Origin of the sequence: Campylobacter concisus, from assembly GCF_003048985.1 — a bacterium.
Lineage (GTDB): Bacteria > Campylobacterota > Campylobacteria > Campylobacterales > Campylobacteraceae > Campylobacter_A > Campylobacter_A concisus_AY.
In genome coordinates this window covers 98,073-120,241 of the sequence record NZ_PIRS01000007.1, presented here as the reverse complement: position 1 = coordinate 120,241, position 22,169 = coordinate 98,073, and the positions used below count along the sequence as shown (strand labels likewise).

Annotated in this window: 19 protein-coding genes; 17 read left to right on the top strand and 2 right to left on the bottom strand. The window is 35.1% G+C overall.

What is annotated here, in order from left to right:
• The first annotated feature begins 2 nt into the window (after positions 1–2).
• Genes CVS91_RS06250 through CVS91_RS06200 form a run of 11 tightly spaced genes read left to right on the top strand, consistent with a single transcriptional unit; the run spans position 3 to position 14,030 of the window.
• A complete protein-coding gene (locus CVS91_RS06250) occupies positions 3–773 on the top strand; it encodes an oxidoreductase (RefSeq protein WP_107831050.1) in 771 nt (256 codons plus the stop codon).
• Entirely contained in the window at positions 770–1,837 is a 1,068-nt protein-coding gene (locus CVS91_RS06245; RefSeq protein ID WP_107831049.1) for a GNAT family N-acetyltransferase, read from the top strand. The genes CVS91_RS06250 and CVS91_RS06245 overlap by 4 nt, the downstream gene beginning before the upstream one ends.
• Complete coding sequence (locus tag CVS91_RS06240; protein WP_107831047.1) at positions 1,834–3,408, top strand: hypothetical protein; 1,575 nt, start codon at positions 1,834–1,836, stop codon at positions 3,406–3,408. The genes CVS91_RS06245 and CVS91_RS06240 overlap by 4 nt, the downstream gene beginning before the upstream one ends.
• 2 nt (positions 3,409–3,410) lie before the next feature.
• Positions 3,411–5,135, top strand: a complete 1,725-nt coding sequence (locus CVS91_RS06235; protein ID WP_107831045.1) for an ATP-binding cassette domain-containing protein — start codon at positions 3,411–3,413, stop codon at positions 5,133–5,135.
• 11 nt (positions 5,136–5,146) lie between these two features.
• Entirely contained in the window at positions 5,147–6,775 is a 1,629-nt protein-coding gene (locus tag CVS91_RS06230) for an asparagine synthase-related protein (RefSeq protein WP_107831043.1), read from the top strand.
• Positions 6,772–7,575, top strand: coding sequence for a class I SAM-dependent methyltransferase (locus tag CVS91_RS06225; protein WP_107831041.1), 804 nt, complete (start codon positions 6,772–6,774; stop codon positions 7,573–7,575). Before CVS91_RS06230 ends, CVS91_RS06225 begins: the two co-directional genes overlap by 4 nt.
• Positions 7,565–8,758: a glycosyltransferase family 4 protein gene (locus CVS91_RS06220; RefSeq protein ID WP_107831039.1), complete on the top strand. Its 1,194-nt coding sequence runs from the start codon at positions 7,565–7,567 to the stop codon at positions 8,756–8,758. The genes CVS91_RS06225 and CVS91_RS06220 overlap by 11 nt, the downstream gene beginning before the upstream one ends.
• The gene (locus CVS91_RS06215; protein ID WP_107831037.1) at positions 8,751–9,902 is read left to right on the top strand and encodes a glycosyltransferase family 4 protein; all 1,152 of its coding nucleotides are present in this window, start codon (positions 8,751–8,753) and stop codon (positions 9,900–9,902) included. Before CVS91_RS06220 ends, CVS91_RS06215 begins: the two co-directional genes overlap by 8 nt.
• Before the next feature lie 21 nt (positions 9,903–9,923).
• Positions 9,924–11,051 (top strand): glycosyltransferase, encoded by a 1,128-nt coding sequence (locus CVS91_RS06210; RefSeq protein ID WP_159071402.1) that lies wholly within the window; start codon positions 9,924–9,926, stop codon positions 11,049–11,051.
• A complete protein-coding gene (gene asnB / locus CVS91_RS06205) occupies positions 11,039–12,931 on the top strand; it encodes an asparagine synthase (glutamine-hydrolyzing) (RefSeq protein WP_107831033.1) in 1,893 nt (630 codons plus the stop codon). Before CVS91_RS06210 ends, asnB begins: the two co-directional genes overlap by 13 nt.
• Positions 12,924–14,030 (top strand): glycosyltransferase family 4 protein, encoded by a 1,107-nt coding sequence (locus CVS91_RS06200; RefSeq protein WP_107831032.1) that lies wholly within the window; start codon positions 12,924–12,926, stop codon positions 14,028–14,030. The genes asnB and CVS91_RS06200 overlap by 8 nt, the downstream gene beginning before the upstream one ends.
• A gap of 4 nt (positions 14,031–14,034) precedes the next feature.
• On the opposite strand, the gene CVS91_RS06195 is transcribed toward CVS91_RS06200, so the two are convergent.
• Positions 14,035–14,964 (bottom strand): sugar transferase, encoded by a 930-nt coding sequence (locus CVS91_RS06195; protein WP_107831030.1) that lies wholly within the window; start codon positions 14,962–14,964, stop codon positions 14,035–14,037.
• Positions 14,965–15,067: 103 nt separating this feature from the next.
• Between CVS91_RS06195 and CVS91_RS06190 the strand changes: the two genes are divergently transcribed.
• Positions 15,068–16,051 (top strand): YeiH family protein, encoded by a 984-nt coding sequence (locus CVS91_RS06190; protein WP_107831028.1) that lies wholly within the window; start codon positions 15,068–15,070, stop codon positions 16,049–16,051.
• Here the strand turns inward: CVS91_RS06190 and nadD are convergent.
• Entirely contained in the window at positions 16,035–16,916 is an 882-nt protein-coding gene (gene nadD / locus CVS91_RS06185; protein ID WP_107831026.1) for a nicotinate (nicotinamide) nucleotide adenylyltransferase, read from the bottom strand. The genes CVS91_RS06190 and nadD overlap by 17 nt on opposite strands.
• A 79-nt stretch (positions 16,917–16,995) precedes the next feature.
• Here nadD and gap point away from each other — a divergent pair, with 79 nt between their 5' ends.
• The 5 genes from gap to CVS91_RS06160 all read left to right on the top strand — a co-directional run bounded on the left by gap (position 16,996) and on the right by CVS91_RS06160 (position 21,628).
• Positions 16,996–17,994 carry a type I glyceraldehyde-3-phosphate dehydrogenase gene (gene gap, locus CVS91_RS06180; protein WP_107831024.1) on the top strand — a complete coding sequence of 333 codons (999 nt, stop codon included), beginning with the start codon at positions 16,996–16,998 and terminating at the stop codon, positions 17,992–17,994.
• A 16-nt stretch (positions 17,995–18,010) separates the two neighbouring features.
• Positions 18,011–19,210, top strand: a complete 1,200-nt coding sequence (locus CVS91_RS06175) for a phosphoglycerate kinase (protein ID WP_087581581.1) — start codon at positions 18,011–18,013, stop codon at positions 19,208–19,210.
• A 3-nt stretch (positions 19,211–19,213) separates the two neighbouring features.
• Positions 19,214–19,894: a triose-phosphate isomerase gene (locus CVS91_RS06170; protein ID WP_107831021.1), complete on the top strand. Its 681-nt coding sequence runs from the start codon at positions 19,214–19,216 to the stop codon at positions 19,892–19,894.
• Positions 19,895–20,061: 167 nt separating this feature from the next.
• The gene (gene fabI / locus CVS91_RS06165; RefSeq protein ID WP_009294739.1) at positions 20,062–20,880 is read left to right on the top strand and encodes an enoyl-ACP reductase FabI; all 819 of its coding nucleotides are present in this window, start codon (positions 20,062–20,064) and stop codon (positions 20,878–20,880) included.
• Between the two features lie 79 nt (positions 20,881–20,959).
• A complete protein-coding gene (locus tag CVS91_RS06160; protein ID WP_107831019.1) occupies positions 20,960–21,628 on the top strand; it encodes a DUF2625 family protein in 669 nt (222 codons plus the stop codon).
• Positions 21,629–22,169: the final 541 nt, after the last annotated feature.

Genomic DNA, 22,169 nt, shown 5'->3' with positions numbered 1-22,169 from the left:
CAGTGTTAAAAGATAAAGTAGTTGTAGTTACTGGTGGAGCTGGACTTATTGGTAAAGAATTTATAAAAGCCATTGTTGAAAACAACGGCATAGCTATTATCGCGGATATAAATGAAAAAATAGGACAAGAGGCAAAAGAGACGCTATCTAAAGAGCTAAATTCAAAAAATATAGACTTTGTGAAGCTCGACATCACATCTAAAGACTCTTTGGAGGCTTGTATAAAATATTTGCATAATAAGTATAAAAGGATAGATGCACTAGTAAATAATGCATACCCTCGAAACAAGAACTATGGAAGGCACTTTTTTGATGTTGAGTATAGTGACTTTATAGAAAATTTGGGACTAAATTTGGGTGGTTATTTCGCCGCATCTCAGCAGTTTGCAAGATATTTTAAAGAGCAAGGATATGGAAATATCATAAATATATGCTCGATCTATGGCGTGGTTGCTCCAAAATTTGAAATATATAATAACACAACAATGACTATGCCGGTTGAATATGCTGCAATAAAATCAGGACTTATACACCTTACTAAATATATGGCAAAGTACTTTAAAGGGATGAATATAAAGGTAAATGCGCTAAGTCCTGGCGGTATATTTGATAACCAGCCAGAGCCTTTTTTGGAAAAATATAAAGATCAGTGCCTAAACAAGGGTATGTTAAACAATAGTGACTTAAAAGGCACCTTGGTATATCTACTTAGCGATATGAGTAGATATGTAAATGGTCAAAATATCGTAGTTGATGATGGATTTAGCATATGATAGTGCGCTATAAAGAGGATCGTGAGAATTTTGAAGCTAGATGGCAGGAATATATCTCAGAAAATATTCACAGCCCAAGATATCTAAGCTCATATCTGGACTACATGAAATTTTATTCCAAAGATATACTTAGTGATGAAAGCTTTGTGGTTGTTGAGAGCAACAAGTGTGTTGGAATTTGTTTTTTGCCAGTAGAGCAAGCAAATGGCGTCGCCTCTATATCCTTGTCTGGATATTTTACGGTTGCTCCGCTTGCTATAAGCGATAGAGCTTATGACATAGTTTTTAAAGAAATTTTTGAGACAAGTAAAAGCTATAATGTTGGTAAGATAATGTTTTATTTGGACTCTTTGGTTATGGAGTTTTTTAATAAATATAACTACCTTATCAAATATGGCTTTATAGATGCTACTGGCAGCAACTGCGTGCTTGATCTATGCGGTGAAAAAAGCGCTTTGTGGACGAGGCTAAGAAAACGATACAAGTCATCCATAAATGCAATTTTTAAAAATAGTGAATATGACTTTGTTGTAGCATCTAAAGAAAATCAAAGCTATGAAATCCATGAGGCATATAGGGAGCTTCACAAAAAGGCCGCAGGTAGAGAGACAAGACCTAAAACAACATTTGACAAGCAGTATGAAATGCTACAAAATGGCAATGCTACTATTATAGGATTAAGATATAAAGGCCAATTTATAGGTCTTTGCTATTTTTTACATGCGAGCGAAGTTGTTGTATATATGAGCGGCGCAGATGATCCAGAATTTACAAATATGAGAATTCCTATATATCACGCCATTTTGCAAAAAGCTACTGAGTATTTTCATGATATGGGGTTTAAGCATATGGAGTACTCTCAGCCTGCAGGGTATAACTTAGTGGATGGATTTTTAGACTATTTGGACGAAAAACAGATAAATATAGCACATTTTAAAAGAGGTATGGGTACAAAAATGGTGCCACTATTTCGAGGTGTAAAATATTTTGATAAAAATTTACTCTTAAAAGATATAGATAGCTTTAGAGAGGCATGTGTTTCTTCTTTTGAAAGTATGACATGAAGTTTTATTTAGATATTTACTGCTCTCCAGATATATCATATCAATCTTCTATTAATCAAGGGGATCCTGTTGATTGTGATGATGTTGATGGGTTTGTTGAAAAAGTATTTGATTTTCTTTATTTTGACTATATAAAAAATCAAAATGATGAGATTTCTAATGTTTTAAAAATAACATGTCCTTTTATTATCTCAAATTTGATCGCATTATATTCTAATATCCTTGCAGATGCTCGTTTAAAAAAAAGTGGTTTTGATGTAATCTATACTGATAAAAATATAATTGATAGCAAGATTGGCAAAAGATGTCTCTCTCCATATTATTTGCCAGATCTGTATTCTGGTGGAAAAGAAGTGCCATTTGTTAATTTTTATTTATCTGAAATATATAATAAAAAAGACTATAAGTATTTTTTGAAAAAAATATTTATATTTTTTTCAAAAAAAGAACAGGTTGTTGTTTTAAATAGAAATAAATGGCTAATAGAGTTTTTAAATAATTCAAATATAAAATATTCAATTATAGACTTTGAATATTTTTTTGACGAGATAAAAGTAAACGATATTGTGAAATTTGATGATCCTAAGTTGAATAGTTTCATTGAGAACATATCAAAAAATATAACCCAAATAACCTCAGAAGAGATAGATAAAGATAAATTTTACAATCTTTTGGTGGCAATTTTAAAGAAAATAGTTTATAAGGGATATATTGATTATAAAAACTGCAAAAATGCAATGAAAAATAAGAAAATATATTTTAGTAAAATATTTACTGGAACGATGGGCAATTACAAAAGTAGGGTCATTTTTTCTGTTCTTAAGAATTTTGGCGTAGAAACAAATTCTTGTATGCATTCTGGCTCTATCTCTCATATTGATTATAAATTTGATCCTAGGCTATATATAGAATATTTAATACCTAATAATTTTTATATATTTAATAAATTTGATATCGATATAATACATAAAAGGGTAGATAAATACGGGCTAAACATACAATTTAAGTGTCTTAAAACAAAAAAAAGTGTTGGTTGTAGCAGCAATAAAGAGTATGTGGTTGTTGAAGGTAAAAATATTAAAAAAATAGGGATACTTTCTTCAAATTTATGGGTCAATAGAAGGGCTATTTTTAACCCTAGCGATTTGCAATATTTCGAATTTAAATATAAGTTATTAAAGTTAATAGGCGAAGATTATGAAGTATTTATAAAATCACATCCAAAAGGGGCCTTAAGACCTAAGAACAAGGTATTATCATTGTTTAATAATGCTAGCTACGTGGATGAATGTCCTATGGATAAATTTTTAGAAAGTGTAGATTGTGTTATTACTCCGTTTGCTGATTCTACATCTTTTAATGAAGTTGTTTCTTCTAATACTCCGTTGATCTTAATAGATTTATGTAAAGCAGGGCTTACATCCGAGGCAAAGGAAACACTAAAAAATAGAGTAGCTTTTGTTGATTGTTCTTTTGAAAATGGTTTGGCTACAATCAATAAGGATCAATTTGCCGAAGCTTTTAATAGAAAGTATATTATGGATTTTGAATTTGCTTATAGGTTTCAATAGACATGAGTATAAAGATTTTAAATTATTTTAGAAAAAATATCCCAATTCCAATTTTTATTTTATTCTTTATAATGATCATAAGTGCACTTTTTGAGATAGTTGGAATCGGTTTTTTTATTCCTCTCTTGGATACTCAGAGTAGTTCTGATCTTGTTAATATAATCAATTTTATTTTTTCTAGCATTGGTTTACAATATTCAACAATTAATATTTCTATTTTAATTGTTGTAGTATTTGTTGTTAAATTTATATTTTTAAACATTCAAAATTTCTATATTTATAAGTCTAGTTATCAGTTTATGTTTAATGTAAAAAAGAACATTATGACAAATTTGTATAGTATGGATTTTGTAGAATATAACAAAATGGGCATTGATGTATTAAATAATATTTTTGTAAAAGAGATAGAAAAGAGTGCCTTGTCTATACGTTACTTTCTCCAAATTTGGGTTAATGCTATTTATTCTTTGGCATATTTGTTCTTTGCCATGTATATTAGTTTTACGCTCGTTTTAGTGTCTTTGGGGATCGGATTAGTCGTGGTTGTGCTTCAAAGAAAAATTACAAAAGCTATTATTGGGTATTCTAAAACGGTTGTTGATTATAGTGCCAAGACAAATCTTGCAGTACTGCAAATATTAAATAGTATGAAATATATTAAAGCTACCAATAGGTGTGAATATAACAATATAAATTTTAATAAAATTTCACAAGACTATAGTAATAATATGGAAAAAATGTCTTTTTTAAATTCCATACCAAAGAATATGTCCGAATTTATTGGTGTAATGGCTATTTCGGCAACAATTATTATAAACGAAATCATGTTTCATGAAAGTACTGTGACAGTTGTGTTTTTAGGATTGCTACTATATAGAACCTTGGTTAAGATACTTAGTATACAGCACTCGTATCAAGATTTTTTAATAAATATAGGCTCAGTGGAAGTTGTTATGAATGTGTATAATCATATTTTAAAAAATGCAGAAAAACAAAGCCAAAATGATACTTCACAACATATTTTAACTTTAGGCTCTGTTGAAATTGAGAATGTCTGCATTTCTGTAGATAATAAGGTTGTACTAAAGGATATAAATGTTGAATTTAAAAAGGGTAATAACTACGCTTTAGTTGGACGATCTGGATCTGGTAAAAGTACTCTTTTGAACACACTTGCTTTTTTATATAGGCCATTATCAGGTCAACTAACTATTAATAAAAATAGTATCGATAATATAAGTTTCAGAAACAAGATCGGATATGTATCACAAGAAGTCATTATTTTTGATGGAAGTATTACGGATAATATTGTTTTTGGTGAATTGTATGAAAAAGAAAAGTATGATGGTATAGTAAATTTGCTTGGTATAGATAAGATAAAGGTTGAAAAACTAAATATGAATGGATCAAATATCTCTGGTGGCCAAAGACAACTTATTGCTTTAGCTAGAGAGTTATATAGGGAGCCAGATCTTTTAATATTGGATGAATTTACTAGTGCTCTGGACTCGATCACAGAAAAACGTATAATAAGTGTTATAAATGGCATAAAAAAAGATAAGATAATTATAACCGTAGCACATAGGCTATCTTCTGTAATGGGCAGCGACTTAATATTATTAATGGAAAATGGAGAAATTTTAAGCTGTGGCACTTTTAAAAATTTATATGATCAAAGTTCTAAATTTAGATCTATGTGCAATGAGCAGAGTATTTTTATGGATTAGATAGGAATGATATGGTAGTTATAGATATAAAACAAGATCAATTTTGGAACAAATTTGAAAAAGACGGGATGAGTATATATTTAAAAGGGTACATATATTCTCACTCTATAGATGAATTAATAGAGCTACTTTATAGTATAGAGGATGAAAGTAGCATAGCAGAACTATCACATAGTATTGATGGGCACTTTGCCATTGCTGTACAAAAAAATGATCTATCTTTTATACTAGTAGATAAAATAAGAAGTACACCGTTATTTTTTTATAAATTTGATAAAAATTTTTACATTAGTAACAACCCACAGAATATAATTAATCAAAATGACTTAAAAGTAGGTGTTGATACAACAGTGCTTTTGGAGGCTTCTATGTCTGGATATACGATAGGTAATAAAACTTTTTATAAAGGGCTATATGCTTTAAAAGCTGGAGAGTTAGTAGTTTTTAAAGATGATAATTTTAAGTATATACAGTACTATAAATATTTTGGAGAAATAGAAAAAAAAGATTACAAAACCTATCAAGAAGAGTTATTTGATGTAACATTAAAAATTTTTAAAAAAATGTTAAAAGATATAGGCAATAGACAGATAGTAGTGCCTTTGAGTGCTGGAAATGACTCTAGGCTAGTGGTATCTGCGCTAAAATATCTGTCTGCTAAAAATGTTAAATGCTTCTCTTACGGTACACAAGATAATTCTGAAGCAAAAGTTGCTAAGATTGTGGCTGAGAAGTTAGGTTATGAGTGGATTTTTATTCCTTTAACTCATTGTACTGAGAAACATTATTATAGCTCAAGTGATTATTCTGAATACTTAAAATATAGTGAAAGTTTTGCATCAGTGCCGTATATACAAGGATTATCTGCACTTAAATATCTAAAAGATATTGGCTATGTAGATAGTGATGCTATATTTATAAATGGAAATAGTGGCGATTTTATTTCAGGTGCACATATTAGCAAGATGATGGAGAATGGAAAAAATTTAAGCTCATATGAAGATAGAAAAGAAAATATTTTAAATAGCCTTATTAATAAGCATTTTTCTCTTTGGGGGCATCTAAAAACAGAGAAAAATATATCATTGATCAAGAAAAAGTTGTGGGATGAAATCGTCTTAGCCTGTGGTGATTTAAGGAGTGATAGTTCTCAGGATCATTTGTTTTACGAGTATTCTGAGTTTATAGATAGGCAAACTAAGTATGTAATATCTGGTCAAAGAATTTACGAGTATTATGGACATGAGTGGAGAATGCCATTATGGGATGATGAATATTTATTTTTTTGGCAAAAGGTTCCAGCAGAATTTAAAGATGAGCAAAATCTATATGTTAGTATGTTAAAAGATAAAAATATGTGTAATGTATGGGGTGATGATATCCCTGTTAATAAAAAAAGTATTGTTCCAAGCTGGATCATCCCATTAAGGTTTATTTTTAAAATTCCTTTTGTTTTTTTTGGTAAAAACGCAAAGAAATATTGGAGAAATTTTGAGATAAGCTTTTTTTATTATTGGATGGATGTTACTCACATGATGGATACTGTAAAGTATACAAGAGCTATGAAAGATATATTTAAGAAGCCAAGAAGTCATGTTTCATGGCAGACTGAAGATTATTTGTCAAGGTTTAGAAAATGAAAAAGACATACATTAAGTTACTTGAATTATATTTGTGTAAATGCAGTTTGAACAAACTAAATAACATGAATATAGATATTGAAAAAATAGTAGCTATTGATTCTATTAAAAATCATATAATCGATTTAAATGAAAGAAATATTGATTTAGTAGATAAGGAAAAGTGGTTTAATAATACAAAGAATAAGTATAGATTATATTCTTCTGTTTATAGGTATATAAAAACAAAAGAAATTATAGAAAAATACATTGATATAAAAAATAATAAGATTGTTGATTTTGGAGCTGGGAATGGTGTTTTTCTGGAATTTTTGGGATTGGGTGGCGTTGGTGTTGATATAAATAAAAAATGCGTTGAGCATATGAAATCAAAAGGAATAGAAGCATATACAGTAGATGAGTTGTCTTCTATTGAAAATAAATTTGATAGCGCTTTTGCTTTTGAGGTTATTGAGCACGTAGAAAATCAGTTGATGGTATTAAAAAATATTTGTGAATATATAAAAAGTAGTGGCTACTTATTTTTATCTATACCTTATGTAAAAAACAGTCATGTACTAAAAAAACAACAAGAGGATACGGCAACTAAAAGATTGGAAAACTATCATATATTTGAGCTGGATACTACAGATTTCAAAAATTTAACAACATATACAGATCTTGAGATTGTGGAAGTTGTACATTTAAACCCACATAAAGGTTTTTTTGGAGTTTTTAGTATATTTTTTGACCTATTTTTTAGATCAAAAAGGCCAAAATGGACAATTTTTATATTGAAAAAGAATAAGAATGTCAAATAGTGCTAAAGAGATAAAAGTATTAGTAGTTTCAAGTAAATTTATAGAGGAGTATTCTGGGTCTGGACTGCGGGCTTATAATACATACAAAAGACTTTCTGGTAAATATGGTATTAAATTTGATGTTGTATCAAATTCTGTATCACTTAATAATAATCTAAAATATAAATATAATGATGTGGATGTGTATAGAATTTCATCTCCATTTAATGTTCCTAAAAAAAGATCACTAAAAAGAAGCGTTATAGTTTTAGCTGATATGCTTTGGGAGTTTTTTTATAGCTGGCTATATATACGAAAAAACATAAAAGAATATGACTTGTTACATACTTTTGGAAATACATTTACCATAGGGTTTTTGACATGGTATTTTTCTAAAAAAAATAAGCCCATCATAAGAGAGCTTTGCAATGATATGTCAGATCCATTTTACCCCATACAGTTTTCAAGAATTATGCAAAAGATTTTTTCAAAAGAAAATACTGTGGTTGTTGCTATATCTAAGCGGCTTGAAATCCTAGCAAGAAAATTTGCTATTAAAAATATATGGTCAAGACCCAATCCTGTAAATGAAGATAAATTTAATCTGTGTAGCGAAGAGTTAAAAAGTATATTGAGAGAAAAATACACCAAATTTTCTGATCAAGATACGGTATTGTGTCACATTGGTAGTTTGTGTGATAGAAAAAATCATATTTTTTTACTTGATGTCTTAAAGTTATTGCCAGATTGCTTTAAATTAGTAATAGGTGGTCCTGAAAATAAACGAGAGCCTTATATGTTTGATAATATAATCAGTAAAATAAAGGAATTTAGTTTAGAAGATAGAGTGCAGTTTAAAATGGGCTTTGTTGATAATATGGATGAATACATAAAACTAAGTGATGTTGTTGCATTTCCATCAAAAGCTGAAGGATTTGGAACACCTATCATAGAAGCCCAAGCTTGTGGAGTGCCTATAGTGGCAAATATTATAGAAAATATAACTGATGTTGAGATAGTTGATGGAGAGGGTGGGTATTGCTCTAGCTTGGATCCGAAAGAATTTGCTAATAAAATAATAATGTCATTAAAAATTCCAAAAGAAAAGCTTACTAAAAACGCAGAAAATATTATAAATAGGGCATCTACAAAAGTTATAGATGAGGCGTACTACAAAATAATATGTGGACTAGTAAATGCATAAAAAAATAGTTATTCATCAACTATCGCTTGTTGGCATAGGAGGAGTTCAGCAGTCTTTTGTTCCATATTTTAAGATGGCGCTGCAAAAAAGTGAGTTTGACCATCAGATCTATGGCACTCATCCATTAGACGACTATTTTAAGGAAATAGGGTGTTATTATAAAAATATAAGAAGTTCCGTATTTAACAAACTAAAATTTATCTATTTTTTATACTCCAAAGACTACATAGTACACTTTTATAATAATATAGGAAGCCACTCTTTGCATAGAATTTTAAATTCACTGCCTTTGTCAAATATTATATTGCACGAAAGGGGAGTTGCTTGGAATTTAAAAGATGAAGATATTCGTGTGTATAGAGATAATGCCAATAAAGCAAATTTACTGCTTGCAAATTCTAATGCATCAAAAACTATGATGATTGAGAGATTTGGCGTAGATGCAAATAAAATTCATGTTTTGTATAATGGTTTTTTAAGTGGTGATATGATTTTAAACAATAGCGCATTTGCTACTAATGATATTAATAAATTTAAAGTCGGATATATAGGCAGGCTTGATACCCCAAAAGGAGTTCATACTTTTATAGAGGTTGCAAAAAAGTTGCCACAATATGAGTTTTTTATAGCTGGAAATGGCCCATGGGAGCTACTACTAAAAGATATGGCGGACAAAAGAGACAATATATTTTTCGTTGGTAGAGTGAAGAATCCGCTTGATTTTATAAATAGCATGGATCTAATCATTGTGCCATCCATTAGAGAACCACTTGGCAATACCATAATTGAGGCTGGGTTTTGTAAAAAACCTGTAATTGCTTCATGTGTAGATGGAATTTCAGAAATTATAGACGATAGGATTAGCGGTGTGCTTATAGAGCCCAAAAAGGAAATTAGTATTAGTCAGATACCTATCAATTCTGTTCCTATGCCAGAATATGTGGTCAATCCAAAAACAAAAAAGCTACAACAGCCAAAAGAGATAGAACCTGATGAATTGGCAAATCATATAATTAACTTGGAGCAGGACTACGCGCTAAGGCAAAAATACGGAAATGCTTTATATGATAGTGTAGTCGATAAATTTAATATCGAAAAATATTTTTCAGAATTAGAAAAAATATACAAAAATATAAATTCTTAAATCATGCAAAAAATAGCTATATTGATCAACTCTCTTGGCGGTGGTGGTGCAGAGAGGGTCGTTAGTACCTTATTGAACGAGTTGTGTTTCGAATATGAATGTTATCTGATTTTATTAGAGAACAACATAGACTATCTGCTTGATAACAGAATAAATGTTATTTGTTTAAATGAAGATGTAAATTTAAGTGGTATAAAAAAATTAATCAGGCTTCCATTTTTGGCCTTTAAGCTAGCTAAAATCATTAAGAAATTTGGTTTTGCGCAGGTAACAAGCTTTTTGTATAGGGCAAATTATATAAATATATTATCTAGTTTTTTTGCAAAACATAGGGTTGTTATTAGCGAGAGAATAGCTCCTAGTGCGATGTATCGTAATAATTCTCTCGAAGATGTAATTAGTAAAATCTTATTAAAAACACTATATAAAAAGGCAGACTTGATAATATCGGTTTCAAAAGCAATAGAATTTGACTTGATTGAAAATTTTAATATTGGTGTTAAACAGGTGGTAATTTACAACCCATATGATATAGAGAGTATAAACAATAAGGCCAACGAAAAAGTTGGCGTTGATATTGACAATAAAAGTATAATCGCAGTTGGAACATTGTGCGATAGGAAAAATCAGCAGTTGATATTAAGATCATTTGCAAGAATAGTTGATAACGACTATGTATTATATCTACTGGGAAAAGGCGAAAACGAGAGTAAACTAAAAGTTCTTGCAAGAGAGCTTGGTATCGCCACGAGGGTGGTTTTTTTGGGTTTTGATAATAATCCATATAAATATCTTTCAAAATGCAGTATATTTATACTCGGGTCAAATGCTGAAGGCTTTCCAAATGTGCTGGCAGAGGCAATGGCTTGTGGATGTGCAGTTATAAGCACGGATTGTCTTAGTGGTCCAAGGGAGATTTTAGCGCCAAAAAGTGATATTAAATTTGAATTAAGAGATGATATCGAACTTGCAGAATTTGGAGTGTTAGTACCGTTGCAAGATGAGGTAAATTTGACAAAAGCGATAGAAGTTGTAATAGGTGATAATGAGTTAAGAGAGAAGTACCAACAAGTTGCTAAAAAAAGGGCTAATGACTTTAACATTGATGGTATTATAAAACGATACAAGGAAGTAATATGTGCGGGTTAGTTGGTTTTATAGATAAAAATAAAAATGAGCAAATTTTAGTAGATATGCTAGAGATGCAGGCATATCGCGGTCCAGATGATAGAGGTGTTTTTTTTGATGAAAAAAGTGGCGTTCACCTTGGACACAACCGCCTATCTATAATGGATCTAAGCTCAAATGGACACCAGCCTTTTGTGAGTGATTGCGGTGGATATGTGATAGTTTTTAATGGAGAGGTTTATAACTTTAAAGCTATAAAGGAAGAGCTATTAGCCCTTGGCTATAAATTTGTATCAAATTCTGATACCGAAGTTATTTTATACTCTTATAAAGAGTGGGGTGATGAGTGTCTTGCTAAATTTATAGGAATGTTTGCATTTGCTATTTTGGATAAAAATAAAAATGAGCTATTCTTATGCCGTGATAGAGCTGGCGTAAAACCACTTTATTACTATTTTGATGGTATAAATTTTATTTTTTCTTCTGAGATCAAATCTTTTCACAAGCATCCAAAATTTAAGAAAGAGCAAAATTTAGATGCGCTAGCTTATTTTTTTCAGTTTGGCTATATTCCTGCGCCTTATAGTATTTTTAAGGATTGTTTTAAACTTCCTGCTGGTTGTTATTTAAAATTTGATATTGTCAAAACGACATTTAAAATAACAAAATATTGGGATGTAGGATATTTTTATGCACAGCCAAAATTTAATAAAAATGAGAGTGAAATTTTAAACGAACTCGAAGGTCTTTTAGACAGTGCAATAAATTTACGTACTATCGCTGATGTGCCAGTTGGCGTCTTTTTAAGTGGCGGATATGATAGCTCACTGGTGGCTGCTTTGCTAAGCAAAACGCAAAAGATTGATACATTTACCATAGGTTTTGATGACGCTAGATTTAACGAGGCTGCCCACGCAAAGCAAGTGGCCACGCACTTTGGTACAAATCATCATGAGTATTATATAAATGAAGCCGACATGCTTTCATATATCGACACTCTTTCTTTCTTTTATGATGAGCCTTTTGGAGATAGCTCTGCGGTAGCGACCATGGCAGTTTCAAAAATGGCAAAACAAGATGTAACAGTTGCACTTAGCGCAGATGGTGGAGATGAACATTTTTGTGGATATAGCAAGTATTTCTTTTTACATAAATTTCAGGGTATTTTTTCTACTTCGCTCAAGAGAAATTTGATAAAAATTGGATTAAATTTAATAAATGAAAAAATTGCTGATATTGCAAATCAAGCCCTGCCAAATAATATCCGCCAGACAAATTTCAGAGATAAATTTCTAAAGTTAAAAAGAGCTATAAATAGTAAAAATTTAGACGAAATGTTTATAAATGCAAGTAGTTATGTAGATAGGTCGGACGTAACTAAATTTCTAAAAATAGGGCTAAAACAAGAGTATATGAATGTGTGGAAAAATGAGCTCAATCTTGATTTTTTAGATCATATGATGATGTGTGATTATAAACTTTTTATGTGCGATGATGTGCTTACAAAAGTTGATCGTGCTACAATGAGTGTTAGCTTAGAGGGGCGTGAGCCACTACTAGATCATCGTTTGATAGAGTATTTGACACGCGTTCCAGTAAGTATAAAATATAAGAATAATCAGCCAAAATATTTGCTAAGACAAATTCTGTACAAATATATCCCAAAAGATATAATAGACAAGCCAAAATCAGGCTTTCAGATCCCGCTTGCAAAGTGGTTAAGGGGTGATCTAAGATGGCTTGTTGAAGAGAATCTGGACTCTAGGGCTTTAAATGATGAGATATTTGATGTAAAACAAATACAAATTTTAAAAGATAGATTTTATGCTGGAGAAGAGCTTCAAAGTCTTATTTGGTTTATAGTGGTTTATCAAATGTGGAAAAGGAGATGGCTTGAGTAAAAGCGTCTTTATAGTGACAAATAGTGCTTGGAGTGGGTACAACTTTAGATTGAGCCTTGCAAATCACCTAAAGAAAAATGGTTTTAAAGTGTCGTTTGTTGTTCCATATGATGAAAAATACTCAACTTTATTGGAAGAAAATTTTGAAGTTTTTCATATAAATTTTGATGCAAAAGGGATAAATCCGTTAGTTGATCTAAAAACTTTTTTTAGCTTGCTAACCCTTTATAAAAATGAGAAGCCAGCTTGTGTCCTAAATTTTACTATTAAGCCAAATATTTATAGCTCACTTGCCTGTAAAATTTTAGGTATTTGTTGTATTAGCAATATCACGGGGCTTGGGACAGTTTTTATAAAACAAAGTTTTGTAACAAGCATAGTTAAATTTCTTTATAAGATATCGCTAAATGCAAACAAGGTTGTCTTCTTTCAAAATTTAGATGATCAAGATCTATTTGTAAATTTGGGCATTATTTCAAAAGAAAAATGCGACCTCCTACCAGGAAGTGGTGTAGATATAAATAAATTTGCCCCAAGACAAGAGAGCAAAAGAGACGAAAAATTTAAATTTTTGTGTGTAGCAAGACTTATAAAAGATAAAGGTATTGTTGAGTTAGTTGAGGCTGGTAAAATTTTAAGAAAAAAAAGAGATGATTTTAAGATATTGCTACTCGGAGAAAAAAATGTCAAAAATAATACTGCCATTAGCGACGAAGAGTTAAATTTGTGGCTCAAAAACGACTTTTTGGACTATCTTGGTATGAGCGATGATGTAAGTAAGGTTGTAGCTAGTGCTGAGTGCGTCGTACTGGCGTCGTATAAAGAGGGAATGTCAAAAAGTTTATTAGAGGCCGCATCCATGGCAAAGCCATTAATAGCTACAAATGTTAGTGGCTGTAAAGAAATAGTAGATGATGGAGTAAATGGCTTTTTGTGTGAGCCAAAAAACTCTATAGATCTCGCTGAAAAAATGGAAAAAATTTTAAATCTTGATAAAAGTATTCTTGAGCAAATGGGTAGAAATGGCAGAAAAAAAATGATTTTATCTTTTGATGAGAATATCGTCCTAGAAAAATATACAAAAGCTATTATGGACTAAACAGCTAGATACCTTTTTTGCCTAGTATTATCTCAAATGTTTTAAATATAGTTTTTATCTCCAGCCAAAGTGACCAGTGCTTGATGTAGTAAAGATCATACATGAGTTTCTGCTTGGCATCGTGAGTGTTTGCGCCGTAAGGGTAGTTTACCTGCGCCCAGCCGGTAATCCCTGGGCGGACGATGTGGCGTTCATTGTAGTAAGGGATCTTTTTTTCGTAGTCATGAACTAATATATCCCATTCTGTACGTGGTCCTATTAGGTGCATATCGCCGCGAAATACATTGATACATTGAGGTATTTCATCCATTCTAGTCTTGCGCATAAATTCGCCAAATTTAAATACTCTTGTGTCATTTTTTTGCGTGTATGGGTTGTGTTCCGAGTTTTCATGCATCGTTCTAAATTTATAGCATTTAAATATTTTAGCATCCAGCCCGACCCTATTTTGCAAGAAGTAAAGGCTGCCAGGAGACTGCTCGTCTATCTTTTTCTTTACATAAAATTTAAGTACAAAAAGTATCACAAGAAGCAGCGAGCAGCTTGCATAGTCGATCACACGTTTTAAGGCGTACTCAAAGGCATTATAAGGCTTGATATCGTTTAAAAAGTTTAAATTTTCGCCATTTTCTGGGATGTAGCACTTTTGCAAGTAAATTTCTAAAAAGCTCTCCACATTTAGAAATTTGATCTTTTTATACTTCGTCTTAAACTGCAAAAGCGTGAGAAATCTCACCAGTTTGCTATCAACTGGCTTTTGGGTATTTAGCACGATCAGCCTTTGATCGCCTGATTTTATGAGATTTTCTAGTGCGCTTCGCAAAGCTTTTGCGTAGCTATTTTCATGGGATAAAAAATTCACCTGGCCAAATTTCTTCCTAAGCTTCTCTAGCTCGAGTTTGGTGAAAGTATATTTTTCGCCAAGGATGATCATAGGCCTATCCCTTTATCTTTATTTTAAATTTGCATTATAAAATTCGTCTAATTATACCCAAACGTGCTAATTGCATTTTTAAAAAAAGAGTTAAGGTTAAAATATGTCTCATAAATTTCTCGCTGTACTTGTTTTAGCGCTCATATGCGCCATTTCTTTTGCGCTCTCAAACACACTTTTGGCTAAATTTCACACAAGTCCGCTCATCATCTCTATCATTTTAGGCGCCATTTTTGCAAATCTTTTTGCCAAACAGACTCAAATTTTAAAAAGTAGTGGCGTCGTAGCGATCGCTGGGAAGCAAATTTTAAGGCTAGGCATCATACTTTTTGGCTTTAATATAAGCCTTAGCGAGATCGCAAGTGTCGGCACTCTAGGCGTGATATACGCAGCTTTTATGGTTTTTGCGACCTTTTGTTTTGCGCTTTTTACCGCTAAAGCTTTGGGGCTTAGCAAGGATAGTGCTGTGCTCATTGGCTCAGGGGCTAGCATATGCGGCGCAGCTGCTGTTATGGCTACTCAAAATGAGATAAAAGCAGACGCAAACAAGCTTGCTATCGCCATTTGCACGGTGGTACTTTTTGGGACGATTGGTATGTTTATCTATCCATTTATCGCTAAATTTCTAGCTCTCACGCCGCACCAAACTGGCTTTTTTATCGGCGGCTCACTTCACGAAGTAGCCCACGTAGTGGCAGCCTCAGCAGCATTTGACAGCGCAGTAAGCAGCACCGCCGTCATCATAAAAATGCTTCGCGTCATTATGCTAGTACCTTTTTTGTTTTTGCTAAGTTTCTTAAATTTAAGTCAAAATAGCGGTGGCTCAAAAATAAAGAGCATACCATGGTTTGCGCTATTTTTCTTAGTGGCGATCTGCGTTAGATCTTTGCCATTTTTCCCTGAAAATTTAGTGGAGATTTTAAAGCTAGCCGCCAGCATTTGCCTTTGCGTTGCGATGTGTGCTTTAGGATTTGGGATAGATAGGAGTATATTTAAAGCGACGGGTAAAAAGCCATTTTTGCTAGCATTTTTTATATTTTTATGGCTTATTTGCTCATCGCTTGTCTTTGTTAAGACTCTTTGCTAGTTTTTAGCTTCTGCAAAAACTCTTCGATGTTGTATTTTGCCCTGTAAGCTGGGCTCAAAAGATGTATCAAAATGTCACCAAGGTCCATCACGATCCAATCAGGCGAGCTCTCCGTACCTATAAATTTCTCCCCAAGAGGCTTAAGCTCCTCTTTTAGATCCTCAGCCAGCGAGTAAGCGTGCCTCTCGCCAAGCGTAGTAGCGATAACTACGGCCTTTACAAAATAATCATCCCCGCTCATATCAAAGACTTGTATCTCTTCAGCCTTTTTTGCGTCTAAAACCTTAACTATACTTTCGGTGCGCTCTTGCATCGATCTCTCTTGCATTTTTAATCCTTGGTAAAAATTTATAATCTCATCTTTTATCTCGCTAGGCAGCTCATCAAGCCCCTTTTGATGCCTGATCTGCGACGAGCTAACATCCACGTGCACGTCCATTTTTTGTAAATTTTGCGGAATTTCTATGTGATTGCGCTTAGCGATCACAAACTGCACTAAGCTTTTTAGCTCGTCATATCCGTGCCACTTATCAAGCGTGGCTAGGTGGTCCGCGCCTATTATGAGATAAAATTTCTCTATCTTGAATTTCTCATACAAATACTTAACCGTCTCTATGGTAGGCACTGGGCGAGCTAAATTTATCTCATAGTCTGAGATCTCGACCTTCTCTAGGCCGCCCCAAATTTCTCTTATCCACTTTAGGCGAAGCTCTGGTGGAGCTGAAAATTCGCTCTTAAAGGGACTTATAAAAGTTGGCATGATGATGAGCTTGTCGATATCAAGGCCGCTTAGTGCCATTTTTACAATGCTATCGTGTCCTAAATGAACCGGATCAAAGCTCCCGCCAAAAAGTGCTAACTTCATCTATTAAAGTGCCTTGTTTATATTTGTTTTAAAATTCTTTTTTGTAGAATTAGGCGTAATTATATCAAAAGGAGCTAAGATGTCAGTTAAAGTAGCAATAAACGGCTTTGGGCGTATCGGTAGGTGTGCTGCTCGTATTATTTTAGAGCGTGATGATGTTGAGCTTGTCGCTATTAACGACACCGCAACAAGGGATATGACGAGGTATTTGCTCAAATACGACAGTGTGCATGGCGAATTTAAGCAAGACGTTAAGGTGATAAGCGACGATTTTATAGAAGTAAATGGCAAAAAGATAAGAGTTTTTTCTACAAGAGATCTAAACGAGCTTAGCTACGCAGACTACGGCGCGGACGTGGTTTTAGAGTGCACTGGCAAGTTTTTAACCACTGAAAAATGTGAGCCATATCTTGCTCGCGGCGTCAAAAAAGTCGTCATGAGCGCTCCCGCAAAAGACGACACGGCGACATTTGTAGTTGGCGTAAATGACGATAAATACGCAGGCGAAGCGATCGTCTCAAACGCAAGCTGCACCACAAACGGCCTAGCTCCAGTAGCAAAGGTGCTAAACGATAAATTTGGCATCGTAAAAGGGCTGATGACTACGATCCACGCATATACAAATGGTCAGAGCCTAGTTGATGTAAAGGCTAAAGACTTCCGTCGCTCACGCGCTGCAGCGCTAAATATCGGACCTACGACCACCGGAGCTGCAAAAGCGATCGCTAAAGTGCTTCCAGAGCTAAGCGGTAAGCTGCACGGTCAAGCAGTGCGCGTGCCAGTGGCAAACGTCTCAATGGTCGATCTAACGGCGGTTTTAAAAAGACCAGCTAGCAAAGAGGAGATAAACGAGGCATTTAGAGCGGCTGCAGAGTCAAATTTAAAGGGAATTTTATTCGTTGATGACGATTACAGAGTTAGCAGCGACTTTTGCACGAGCACCTTTAGCAGCATCGTAGCGAGCGACACTACGCAGGTTATCGCTGATGATATGGTGAAGGTCTTTGCGTGGTACGACAACGAGTGGGGCTACTCAACAAGGCTTGTAGATCTTGCTAAGATCGTGGCTACAAAGTAAATTTAAAGGGTGAAAAATGAGTGATATTTTATCGATCAACGACCTTGAGCTTAATGGTGCAAAAGTCTTTATAAGGTGCGATTTTAACGTGCCTATGGACGAGTTTTTAAACATTACCGACGACCGCAGGATCCGCTCAGCGATACCAACTATCCGCTACTGCTTGGATAATGGTTGCAGCGTGGTTTTGGCCAGTCACTTAGGGCGTCCAAAAAATGGTTACGAAGAGAAATTTTCACTTCAAGGCGTGGCAAAGAGGCTATCAAGACTGCTTGATAGAGAGGTGATATTTGCTGAAGATGTGATCGGAAATGACGCTAAAACAAAGGCTGCGGCTCTAAAGCCAGGCGAAATTTTAATGATAGAAAATTTACGCTTTGAAAAGGGCGAAACCAAAAACGACGAGGCTTTGGCAAAAGAGCTTTCAGAATTTGGCGAATTTTACATAAATGACGCATTTGGCGTTTGCCACAGGGCTCACGCATCAGTCGAAGCGATCACTAAATTTTATGATGAAAAGCACAAGGCAGCGGGATTTTTGTTGCAAAAAGAGATAAATTTCGCTCAAAATTTGATAAAACATCCATCTCGTCCATTTGTCGCAGTCGTGGGCGGCTCAAAGGTAAGTGGCAAGCTTCAAGCCTTGCATAACCTTCTGCCACGCGTCGATAAGCTCATAATTGGCGGCGGTATGGCATTTACATTTTTAAAATCACTTGGCGAAAACATCGGAAATTCGCTCCTTGAAGAAGAGCTCATCGAAGATGCAAGGCAAATTTTACAAAAAGGCAAAGAGCTAGGAGTGAAAATCTACCTGCCAGTAGATGTCGTCGCTGCTCAGACGTTTTCAGCTGAAAGTGCTGTAAAATATGTCCCTGCCCAAGAGATCCCAAATGGCTGGATGGGGCTTGACATCGGACCAGCGTCGATTAGGCTATTTAAAGAGGTCATCGCCGATGCGCAAACCATCTGGTGGAACGGACCTATGGGCGTTTTTGAGATGGATAAATTTAGCAAGGGTAGCATCAAAATGAGCCACGCTATCATCGACACTCACGCGACAACCGTTGTTGGCGGCGGTGATACGGCTGACGTGGTTGAGCGTGCAGGCGACGCTGATGAGATGACATTTATCTCGACTGGCGGTGGTGCTAGCTTGGAGCTAATAGAAGGCAAAGAGCTACCTGGCATAAAGCCGCTTAGAAAAGAGGAGTAGGTCTTGAAATTTCTAGCGAATTTAAAGTGCAACCACACAAGAGCAAGCTTTAGAGAGTACGCGAAAATTTTAGACGAAAATTTAAGCGCAAACGACGACGTGAGCGTATTTGCTCCAGCTAGTGCCTTTGATGAAAAAAGGCATCTTTTTAGGCTTGGGGCGCAGAATTTCTACCCATGCGAGAGTGGGGCATATACTGGCGAGATCGGCAAGGCGATGCTTGATGAATTTGACATCAAAGATGTGCTGATCGGCCACTCTGAGAGGCGTGAAATTTTAAACGAAAGCGAGGAGTTTTTGCGAGCGAAATTTGACTTTGCCGCAAAAAATGGCTGGAACGTGATCTACTGCATCGGCGAAAATTTAAGTACAAATGAGAGCGGAGCGACCAAAGAATTTCTAAGCCGCCAGCTTGAAAACATTGACCTGGGCTATAAAAATTTGATCATCGCCTACGAGCCGATCTGGGCGATAGGAACCGGCAGGAGCGCTAGCATAGAGCAGATAGATGAGGTGCTAAGTTTTTTAAAGACAAAGGCAAATGTGCCGCTACTTTACGGCGGAAGCGTCAATGCAGCAAATATCGCTGATATCGCGGGTATCAAAAGCTGCGATGGGGTGCTGGTAGGCACAGCCAGCTGGGATGCGAATAATTTTTTAAATTTGATACGCGTTGTCTCGTGAACGCTTTTTAATGAGTTCGAAATTTTAAGTCCGCGACAGGCTATTTGCCTAGTCTTGACCTAAAATTTCTACACAACATTAAAATTCATCTCACGATACTGCCGCTATTAAATTTGGTTTAAAATTTAAATATTGCTTAAAAGTCAAACAAAATAAAAGGAGAAATGATGATACTAAAAGGTAAAAAAGGTCTGATCGTAGGCGTTGCTAATGCTAAATCAATAGCTTACGGTATCGCAAAAGCTTGTCACGATCAAGGTGCGCAGATGGCGTTTACATACCTAAACGACGCTCTTAAAAAGCGTGTAGAGCCGATCGCTGAGGAGTTTGGTAGCAAATTTGTCTACGAGCTTGACGTAAATAACCAAGCGCACCTAGACGGCCTTGCAAATCAAATCAAAAAAGACCTTGGCGAGATCGATTTTGTCGTGCATGCAGTGGCTTACGCACCAAAAGAGGCGCTTGAGGGCGAGTTTGTAAATACGACAAAAGAGGCATTTGACATAGCGATGGGCACTAGTGTTTATTCGCTACTAAGCCTTACTCGCGCGGTCCTACCGGTGCTAAAAGAGGGCGGCTCGGTGCTAACTCTTACATATCTTGGCGGACCAAAATTTGTGCCACACTACAACGTCATGGGCGTTGCAAAAGCAGCACTTGAAAGCTCAGTTCGCTACCTAGCGCACGACCTTGGCGCTAAAAATATCCGTGTAAATGCGATCAGCGCAGGCCCTATCAAGACGCTTGCCGCAAGCGGAATAGGCGACTTTAGGATGATTTTACGCTACAACGAAGTAAATAGCCCGCTAAAACGCAACGTCACCACTGAAGACGTCGGCAACAGCGCTATGTATCTGCTTAGCGACCTAGCTAGCGGCGTAACAGGCGAAGTTCATTACGTAGATTGCGGCTACAACATCATGGGCATGGGTGACGTGGCTACCGACGCCGAGGGCAACACGATCCTAGCTTGGGATGCAAAATAATCTACCGATATAAATTTTGGCGGGGCGACTCGCCAAATTCTTCTTTTAAATTTCACCAAATTTATCGCAAGGACAGAAAATGAGAGCTTTAGACGAGCTTATAGATACAAATGAGCCAGGCTGGGCGCTGATCGAAGAGTGGCTAAAAGAGGCCAAAAACGACTATGAAATTTTGCCTCGAGATGAGAGCATGGCGCAAAGTGAGCTTTTAGGGCTTCAGGTCACTACTCGCTCGCCGATGGGAGCGCTTGTTTATGGGTGTGGCGGCATCGTGATAGATGGTGGTTGGCTGCGCCTGCTTGGCTCAGGATGCGAGCAGATGAAGCGCGGAATTTACAGCTTCAACCTTGGCAAAAGCTTTAGCGAAGCAGGTCAGATGCCTAGCTATTTGCTCGTGGCGGACGATGTTTTGGGCGGATTTTTCGCGGTAAATGGCGGTGCCTTTGGTGGCAAAGCTGGCAACGTCTTTTACTATGCACCAGATAGCGGCGAATGGGAAGATACGAAGCTTGGCTACTCGCAGTTTTTATACTGGGCGCTATGCGGGGATATATCTAAATTTTACGAGCTTTACCGCTGGGATGGCTGGCGAGATGATGTAAGAAATTTTAGCCTTGATAAGGTGATGTTTGCGCTACCACCGCTTCTTTGGCAAGACGCCGACATAAGGCTAAGGCTAAAAGATATGAAAAAAGATGGCGTTAATATTGATGAGTATTTTGCTTCTTTGTTTAAGGGGGAGAAATAGATAAATTTTAGTAGTCTTTGCAAATTTTAAAACTTTCACTCACTCGCAAGAATTGACTACTAAAATTTGGCTTCGCTTGTAGCTTAGCTCAAATTTTAGAGCCGAAATTACTCGTTCATGAAATTTTAAAATTTGATAGAGTTTTTGTAACAAAACCGCATGCGGTGCGAAGTGCCGAAGCATGCCACCTCTAACGTGCGGGGGATTGGGGGATTTAAAAAGGGGGATAAGGGGACGGCCTCGTAACTCGAGTCCCCTTGTCTCCCTTTTGATAAAAACTTTAAATTTCTAAAAACTATTTTTGCAAATTTTAAAATTCCATTCACTCGCAAGAATTGACTACTAAAATTTGGCTTCGCTTACAGCTTAGCTCAAATTTTAGAGCCGAAATTACTCGTTCATGAAATTTTAAAATTTACTTGACACTCATTTGATTTGACAAAACAAATTTGCAATTTTTAAAATTTACTAAACACTTTTAAGATCATAAAACGCAAATCTTTATAAATCCAAGAATTTAAACAAATATCCTAAAATAATC

Excerpts from the sequence above, each read along its gene's own strand:
- fabI (WP_009294739.1), top strand. The coding sequence starts at position 20,062 with ATGATACTAAAAGGTAAAAAAGGTCTGATCGTAGGCGTTGCTAATGCT.
- CVS91_RS06230 (WP_107831043.1), top strand. The coding sequence starts at position 5,147 with ATGGTAGTTATAGATATAAAACAAGATCAATTTTGGAACAAATTTGAA.
- CVS91_RS06240 (WP_107831047.1), top strand. The coding sequence starts at position 1,834 with ATGAAGTTTTATTTAGATATTTACTGCTCTCCAGATATATCATATCAA.
- gap (WP_107831024.1), top strand. The coding sequence starts at position 16,996 with ATGTCAGTTAAAGTAGCAATAAACGGCTTTGGGCGTATCGGTAGGTGT.
- asnB (WP_107831033.1), top strand. The coding sequence starts at position 11,039 with ATGTGCGGGTTAGTTGGTTTTATAGATAAAAATAAAAATGAGCAAATT.
- CVS91_RS06235 (WP_107831045.1), top strand. The coding sequence starts at position 3,411 with ATGAGTATAAAGATTTTAAATTATTTTAGAAAAAATATCCCAATTCCA.
- nadD (WP_107831026.1), bottom strand. The coding sequence starts at position 16,916 with ATGAAGTTAGCACTTTTTGGCGGGAGCTTTGATCCGGTTCATTTAGGA.
- CVS91_RS06220 (WP_107831039.1), top strand. The coding sequence starts at position 7,565 with ATGTCAAATAGTGCTAAAGAGATAAAAGTATTAGTAGTTTCAAGTAAA.
- CVS91_RS06215 (WP_107831037.1), top strand. The coding sequence starts at position 8,751 with ATGCATAAAAAAATAGTTATTCATCAACTATCGCTTGTTGGCATAGGA.
- CVS91_RS06160 (WP_107831019.1), top strand. The coding sequence starts at position 20,960 with ATGAGAGCTTTAGACGAGCTTATAGATACAAATGAGCCAGGCTGGGCG.
- CVS91_RS06245 (WP_107831049.1), top strand. The coding sequence starts at position 770 with ATGATAGTGCGCTATAAAGAGGATCGTGAGAATTTTGAAGCTAGATGG.
- CVS91_RS06175 (WP_087581581.1), top strand. The coding sequence starts at position 18,011 with ATGAGTGATATTTTATCGATCAACGACCTTGAGCTTAATGGTGCAAAA.
- CVS91_RS06225 (WP_107831041.1), top strand. The coding sequence starts at position 6,772 with ATGAAAAAGACATACATTAAGTTACTTGAATTATATTTGTGTAAATGC.
- CVS91_RS06195 (WP_107831030.1), bottom strand. The coding sequence starts at position 14,964 with ATGATCATCCTTGGCGAAAAATATACTTTCACCAAACTCGAGCTAGAG.
- CVS91_RS06190 (WP_107831028.1), top strand. The coding sequence starts at position 15,068 with ATGTCTCATAAATTTCTCGCTGTACTTGTTTTAGCGCTCATATGCGCC.